General features: G+C 62.2%; 4 protein-coding genes and 2 pseudogenes. 2 read left to right on the top strand and 4 right to left on the bottom strand.

What is annotated here, in order from left to right; all coding sequences use genetic code 11:
* Positions 1–439: 439 nt before the first annotated feature.
* A pseudogene (locus tag Q4543_RS23455) lies at positions 440–785 on the top strand (transposase); the annotation flags it as partial.
* A gap of 57 nt (positions 786–842) precedes the next feature.
* On the opposite strand, the gene Q4543_RS23450 reads toward Q4543_RS23455, so the two are convergent.
* A complete protein-coding gene (locus Q4543_RS23450; protein WP_303442391.1) occupies positions 843–2,765 on the bottom strand; it encodes an acyltransferase family protein in 1,923 nt (640 codons plus the stop codon).
* Complete coding sequence (locus Q4543_RS23445) at positions 2,765–3,874, bottom strand: glycosyltransferase family 2 protein (RefSeq protein ID WP_303442396.1); 1,110 nt, start codon at positions 3,872–3,874, stop codon at positions 2,765–2,767. The genes Q4543_RS23450 and Q4543_RS23445 overlap by 1 nt, the downstream gene beginning before the upstream one ends.
* Positions 3,875–4,110: 236 nt before the next feature.
* Here Q4543_RS23445 and Q4543_RS23440 point away from each other — a divergent pair, with 236 nt between their 5' ends.
* Positions 4,111–5,928, top strand: a complete 1,818-nt coding sequence (locus tag Q4543_RS23440) for an ABC transporter ATP-binding protein (protein ID WP_303442388.1) — start codon at positions 4,111–4,113, stop codon at positions 5,926–5,928.
* A gap of 201 nt (positions 5,929–6,129) precedes the next feature.
* On the opposite strand, the pseudogene Q4543_RS23435 reads toward Q4543_RS23440, so the two are convergent.
* Positions 6,130–6,246: pseudogene (locus tag Q4543_RS23435) on the bottom strand (IS5/IS1182 family transposase); the annotation flags it as partial.
* 101 nt (positions 6,247–6,347) lie between these two features.
* Positions 6,348–6,525, bottom strand: a 178-nt coding sequence (locus tag Q4543_RS23430) for an integrase core domain-containing protein (protein ID WP_303442394.1), incomplete at its 5' end; no start/stop codon positions are given.

Below are 6,525 nucleotides of genomic sequence, written 5' to 3'. Positions count from 1 at the left end.
GTCCGCCGTGGCGACCTGATCAGCCTTGGACCTCTCCGAAGGTCGGCGCTCTTACACCACCTCTCGGGGCACTACCCTTCAAATGATCGACAGCACCGTGATCCCTGCCCATCATCAGGCAGCGGGTGCAAAAGCGAGACACCACGACAGGGTTTTGGCTGCGCCTTCTGTCAACATGACCGAACGAGTGACCACGGCTTTTTGTTTAGGGCACCTAGATTTTCCAGGGTCTGCTGATGTTCACTTCAGCCGCAGGGCGATCGCCGCGAGGGAGATGAATGGGCTGGAGCTTTCGTCGGTCTTGCAGCAGCGCATGGCTATACAATTGTATTACTTAAACTTTTCGAACAAGTTCTCGAGCAGGTGCCGCGACTAGGGTCAGGATGCATTGATTTTGTGCGGACGGCATGATTCACGGCTTCGAAGACGCAGCTGTAACATGAGCACTCTCTACTGGCTGACCGACGCGCAGATGGCACGCTTGGCCCCTTTCTTCCCCAAGCCTCATGGCAAGCCTCGCGTTCACTGCCCGGCAGGGCATCGCGCAGCAATGTCCCGAGAGGGATGATAGGCGGGTGCTGAGCGGGATTATCTTCATCAATCGCAATGGCTTGCGTTGGCGAGATGCGCCGAAGGCGTATGGTCCGCATGAGGCGCTCTACAACCGGTGGAAACGTTGGAGTGAGAAAGGCATCTTCGCCCGGATGATGGCAGGTCTGACCGCCGTGCACGGCGAACAGAAGACCGTGATGATCGACGCGACATATCGCAAGGCCCATCACAGCGAGTGGGGCGGCCAAGCGTCGGTCAGCCGATTTGAGCAACAGAGCCCCGGCGCGCCCTCAGGCAAAGGTCTGTGGGTGCCGTGATCGCTGCGCAAGCCGCAGGATCCCTCGCCGCACGGGAGTCTCGAAGGCGTGAAACGAGATCCACGCCGCGATCAGGGTCCCAACCGACGCCACGACAAAGGTCACAGGGCCGGGCGTGGCGCCAAGATCCCGGTTGAGCACTGCATAAAGCACCCAGTGATAGACGTAAGCGCCGTAGCTGATCTTGCCGATGGCCGGAAGGATGGCTTCGCCGATGCTTAACCGCCCGTTCTGGCCTGCGGCGATCAGCGCCGCGAAGGGCACGATCGACAGGAAGATACCGAGGTGGCGCAAAATCCTGTGCTCTGCAAATACCTCGGGGAAGGCCATCACCGCACAGACCGGCGACAGAAACAGGCCGGCCCTGTAGAGTAGAGGTACGCGCACCACTGCCAGCAGCGCCCCCATGGCAAGCGCGTCGATTTCACCGAAGGGCAACACGCGCCATGGCTCTTCCATGTTCACCATCGCAAGCCCCGCCCGATAGGCTGGCCCGGCCAGAATGCTCAGGCAGATGAAGGGCACAAGCGCGCGCGATGGCAGGGCAAGGATGAAGAACGGCCAGATCAGATAGAACTGCGCTTCGATGTTCAGCGTCCAGAAATGGCCCAGCGGCCAGACGATGCCCCAGTCTCCGGCTCGCGCAATGACAAGATTGGTCAATTGCAGCAGATGCCATTTCCAGAATTGCGACGCCCCATCGAATCCCAGCCATATCGCCAGCAGCACCCCGAGCACGAATGCAGGCGCCAGTCGCGAGGCCCGCCTGAGGTAGAACTCGACCAGTGGCGGTTTTGCAAGTAATTGACGCGTAATGAGAAATCCACTCAGAACGAAAAAGATGCGCACCCCGGCATGGCCGATTGCCGTGTCGACCAACCAGAAATGTTGCAGGAGCACCATAAGCAGCGCCACCGCCCGGATGGAATCAAGCTGCGGGCGATAACTGGATTGCGGGGGAGGCGGCACGGCCTCGCGACTCTGAGTCAGATAACTCGACGCACCGGCAAGATTGTTGCGCAGGACCTTCCAATGCGACAGATCGAGACTTGGCGCGAATTTGCGGCCTCCGAAAAGCTCGAATACCGCGCCGCGGCACGTCCAGTAGAAATGCCGCAGAAGCCACGGCGCGCCGGCGTGGCGGGCATAAAGCGCGCCGTCGCCGTAGGCATAAGACGATGCCAGCCGCACGATATCCTCGCGGGTGCGGCGGCCATGCGCATGGGCCACGCGCATGTCGGGAAAGCACTGGATCGGAATGCCGACCCGGTGAGCGCGCACGATGATATCGGTGTCATCAGAAGCCCGGAACCGCGCTCCGGCCCCGAACCTGCGGTCGAACCCGCCGATCTTGTCCAGCGTGGCGCGTGTCATGACAAGATTGCAGCCCTGCACAAAGCCGCCCGGATGGCGCGTGACGGTATAGGTTTCGGGGCTGTCCAGCAGCCGGATGGTGAATGGCTGATCCGCCGGGTCGGCCAGATCGACGCGGCCGCCGAACAGCACCGGCACCGTGCCATCCCATGCGCCGGGACTGGTGCCCAGATTCTTGCGCAGATCGTTGAAGTACTGCGCGTCCATCAGGCAATCATCGTCGATAAAGACAAGAATGCGCCCCTTGCCATGCGCAATCGCCACGTTGCGCGCCCGCGCCAGACCGGGCAGATCTTCTGCCACGAAGGTGACGTTCGCCGCATCGGCGAATTCGTCGCGAAGGATGCGTTCCACTGGATTTAGCCGGTTGCCAAGATCGTTTTCCACCACGATGATCTCGACCGCGATATCCGGTGACTGGGCGCTTGCGGCACGCACAGAGCGCAGGCACCGCAGGGCGGCAGCCGCGCGGTTGCGCGTCGCGATGAGAACACTGACGTCCGGGATCATTGCATGCTGCATCAGACCTCCGGCGTTGACGAGAGCGTCTGGTTGAACCCCGGAACCAGATCGACAGCGGGGCAGGTCGTCAGGAAGGCCCCGATGTCGTCGATCTGCCGCACCCGCCGGTAGGCGCTGTCGCACAGCCCCGACAGCATCGGCGCCGCCTTGATCAGTGGCCATTCGCGCCGCCTGACAAGGGACCAGCCGTCGCAGCCATTCAGAAACGCCGCCACATTGGCGATCTTGCCGTTGAACATCATGTACGAGTAGAGAAAGTAGAAGATCGTCCGCCGTGCGAGATTGAAGGCAGGGCGCTCGGTCTCGGGTTGTGCCGGGGCCAGCCGCGCCAGACGGCAGATCAGATCGGCGGCGAGCGCGGCGGTCTGCGGCCCCGGCGCATCAACCAGACCGTCGATCCCGGTTCCGCTTGCCTGCGGGTAAAAGCGGCGCAGATTCTCTTCGAGAATGCCGACATGGGACTGTGTCATTGTTCTGGCCCTAAGCCGCGACACGCTGCCCGGATGCAGCCGATAGGCCAGTTGCGGTTCGACAAGCTGGCGCAGGCGCCCTTGCTCTGCGACGCGGCGGAACAGGTCGAAATCCTCGGCGCAGGGGTAGGCATTGTCATAATGCAGCTGATCGCCCATCGCCTCGCGGTCGATCATGACGGTGGGGTGGCGCAGGCTGGTGAAGAACCGGCTGGCGATGGCCAGATCCCGCGGCTCTGACAGAATGTCGGCGCCCGCGCGCGACACCCGCCCGTTGGCATGCATCGTAACGAAATTGGTGCCGCAGATCGCCAGACCAGGCTCGTCGGCAAAGGCCGCAAGCTGGGCTTTGAACCGGCTTGGGAAACAGATGTCATCCGCGTCCATCCGGGCCAGAAACCGCCCCTGCGCCATCGCGATCGCCTCGTTCAGCGTCGCGATCAGGCCGCGATTCTCGCGTCGCGTCACATGAAAGCGCGGGTCCGCCGCCGCGTGTGCCGTCAGCATGTCGCCTGACCTGTCGGTCGAGCCATCGTCAATCGCGATGACTTCGAAATCAGCGAAACTCTGGGCGGAAAGGCTTGTCAGGGCTTGGGAAAGAAACTTTTCTGAATTGAATACGGGCAGAAGGACACTCACTAACGGCGGCAACAATATTTCCTTTCGCGATCAACAAAAGACAAGATAACCTTTAAACACCGACGATCCGGCAGCCGCACCTGCTGCACCCGAGACGGTTGGTCTTCAGTTCAGGCGTGTGAGTATCAAACTGTGAATATGGCGTATCAGTCTAAAGTTCCCGATCCCCGAGCGAAACCAAGATCGACGATAGCATACGATTCCGGCTCGTCTTCCAGAATCTGCGCTTCTCCGCGATGATGAACCTGTTTTACTGGCGATCGGGTCGCCTTTGTCTGCACCCCGCGCTTGAGCCGGTGCTAGCAAAGGCGCTGCCATGGTTTCCGCTGGTATTCGTGCTGGGGCTTCTGGGCACCGCGCTTGAGGGTATGGGAATCGGGCTGCTCATTCCCTTGCTTGATCTGGTGGCGGGTCACGACAAGCCGCTGCCGGCGGTGCTTGCGCCGTTTGGCCGGCTGCTGCCCGAGAATGACAGAGGGGTCGCCATCGGCCTTGTCATTCTGTGTCTGATCCTTCTCAAGAACCTTGTTGCCTATGTGAACACCAACCTTCTGGCGTGGATCTATGGCCGGTCCGGCCATGTGCTGCGCCAGAAGATCGGCAACGACCTGTTGCGCGCCGACAGCCGTTTTCTGATGACCGCGCCGCCGCACCGGCTACTGAACGTCATCTCGAACGAAAGCTGGCGGGCGGCTGATGCGGTTGGAACGCTGTTTTCCATTGCCGTCAGCGCTGCGGCCTGCATCGCCTTGCTGACCTTTCTGCTGCTGCTGTCGCCGCCCCTGACGGCAGCGCTGGCGGTCGGCCTCGCGGGCGTGCAACTGCTGGTGCATCTTGCCACGCGCCGGGTGGCCGCGCTTGGCGCTGTGGTGACCGCTGAAAACCGCCGCCTCGCCGCGCGGATGCTGCATATCGTCGAGGCGTGGCGGCTGATCCGTCTGTACGGACGGCAGGCGCACGAGATGGAGGATTTCGCCCGCGCATCCGATTCCGTGCGCCGGGCGGTGTTCGCGGTCAGTCGCGCGCAGGCGTTGCTGGGGCCGCTGACCGAGATCGCCTATGCGCTGCAATTCTTTGCCATCGCACTGATCGCATGGTCACTGGGTACGCCGTTTTCGGTGGTCATCGCCTTCACCGTGCTGCTGTACCGGCTTCAGCCGCAGGTGCGCCAGATCCAGAACGCGCTGGTCTTGCTGCGCGGCTGGACCGGATCGCTCGACGAGGTCAGCTGGTTGGTGCAGACCACGCAGCACACGGGACAGGACGCGCCGACCGATCGCGTCGAAGGGCCGCGTTTGCGGCAGTCGCTGCGCTTTGAACAGGTCTCGTTCCGCTATCCGGGGCCGGGCGAAAAGGGGGCCGGGCTCGATACCATCGATCTTGAGATTCCGGCGGGAAAAAGTGTTGCGCTTATTGGCCGTTCAGGCTCGGGGAAATCGACCATCGCCGCGCTGATGTGCGGGCTGATCGCCCCCGACAGTGGCCGCATCGTGCTGGATGGGCGCGACATGCGCGAGCTCGATGCCTTTGACTGGCGCGAGAGGGTGGCGGTCGTCGGCGCCGAGCTGGAGCTGGTCGAAGGCACCATCGCCGACAATATCCGCTACGGGCATCCCGGTGCCACCGATGCGCAGATCGAGGCCGCCGCGCAGGCCGCCGACGCCGCCGGGTTCATCGCCGATCTGCCCGCCGGGTATCGCAGCGAGGTCGGCTATCGCGGGCACAACCTGTCCGCCGGTCAGAGGCAGCGTATCGCCCTGGCGCGGGCGCTGGTGCGCCAGCCGGATCTGCTGATCCTCGACGAGGCGACCAATTCGATGGATGTGCTGTCCGAAAGCGCGATTCTGGCGATGCTGGCGCGGCAGCAACCGGGCCGCACGGTGGTGGTGATCAGCCACACCGCAAGCGTGATCCGCGAATGCAGCGACTATTTCCTGCTCGACGGGGGGCGGGTGGTCGCGAACGGCCATGCGGCGGACATCGATGTGGACCGGCTGAGCGCGGCCTTTGCGGGCCAGCCTGCGGATCCCCCCAATCGTGTCAGCACCATTTGAAGCGCCCCGGCCTTAGCCTGCAAGGCCTAGAGTTTTGGTCGAGTTCCCCCATCTTCTTTTTGCGGAAGACTCCGGTCAGGGTCTTCCAGCCGAGTCATTTGCGGGCTGTGTGACCTTGTTGCACATATCGGTGGTGAAGATTCACTCAGCTTTGTCGCACAAATCGGGTGAAGGGCGAACTGCCCCTTTCTCCAGAAGGGCTTAGCCTACCGGCTCAGTGAGAGCTATGCCAAGCGCAGAATAGCGTTTGAGCGCGGCGATACGGATTTGGATGCTCACGACCTGGCGGTCGAAGTCCCGTGCCATGAGAGATTGGCCATCCGTTTCCGGCAGTGCCTCCACTGACCGACCAGAACGAAGGAAGCACAGTGCAAAGCAATGGTAATCCCCCCGTTTTTACGGGGGCTTGGTCGTAGAATTTACGCGGCCATGCTCAGTTTCTGGGCGGGTGTCATCCCGCCGTTTCCCATGTTGGGGCGTTCGTTGTTGTAGGACCAGAGCCACTCGGTGGCAATCTGCCGCACCTCGTCGATGGTTTCGAAGATGTGGAGGTCCAGCCACTCGTGCCGGACCGTCCGATTGTAGCGCTCGACATAA

The sequence above is a fragment of the Salipiger sp. 1_MG-2023 genome (genome assembly GCF_030547555.1).
Lineage (GTDB): Bacteria > Pseudomonadota > Alphaproteobacteria > Rhodobacterales > Rhodobacteraceae > Salipiger.
The sequence above is the reverse complement of the archived record's forward strand: the minus strand, read 5'-3'. Positions and strand labels throughout refer to the sequence as shown.

Excerpts from the sequence above, each read along its gene's own strand:
- Q4543_RS23450 (WP_303442391.1), bottom strand. The coding sequence starts at position 2,765 with ATGCAGCATGCAATGATCCCGGACGTCAGTGTTCTCATCGCGACGCGC.
- Q4543_RS23440 (WP_303442388.1), top strand. The coding sequence starts at position 4,111 with ATGATGAACCTGTTTTACTGGCGATCGGGTCGCCTTTGTCTGCACCCC.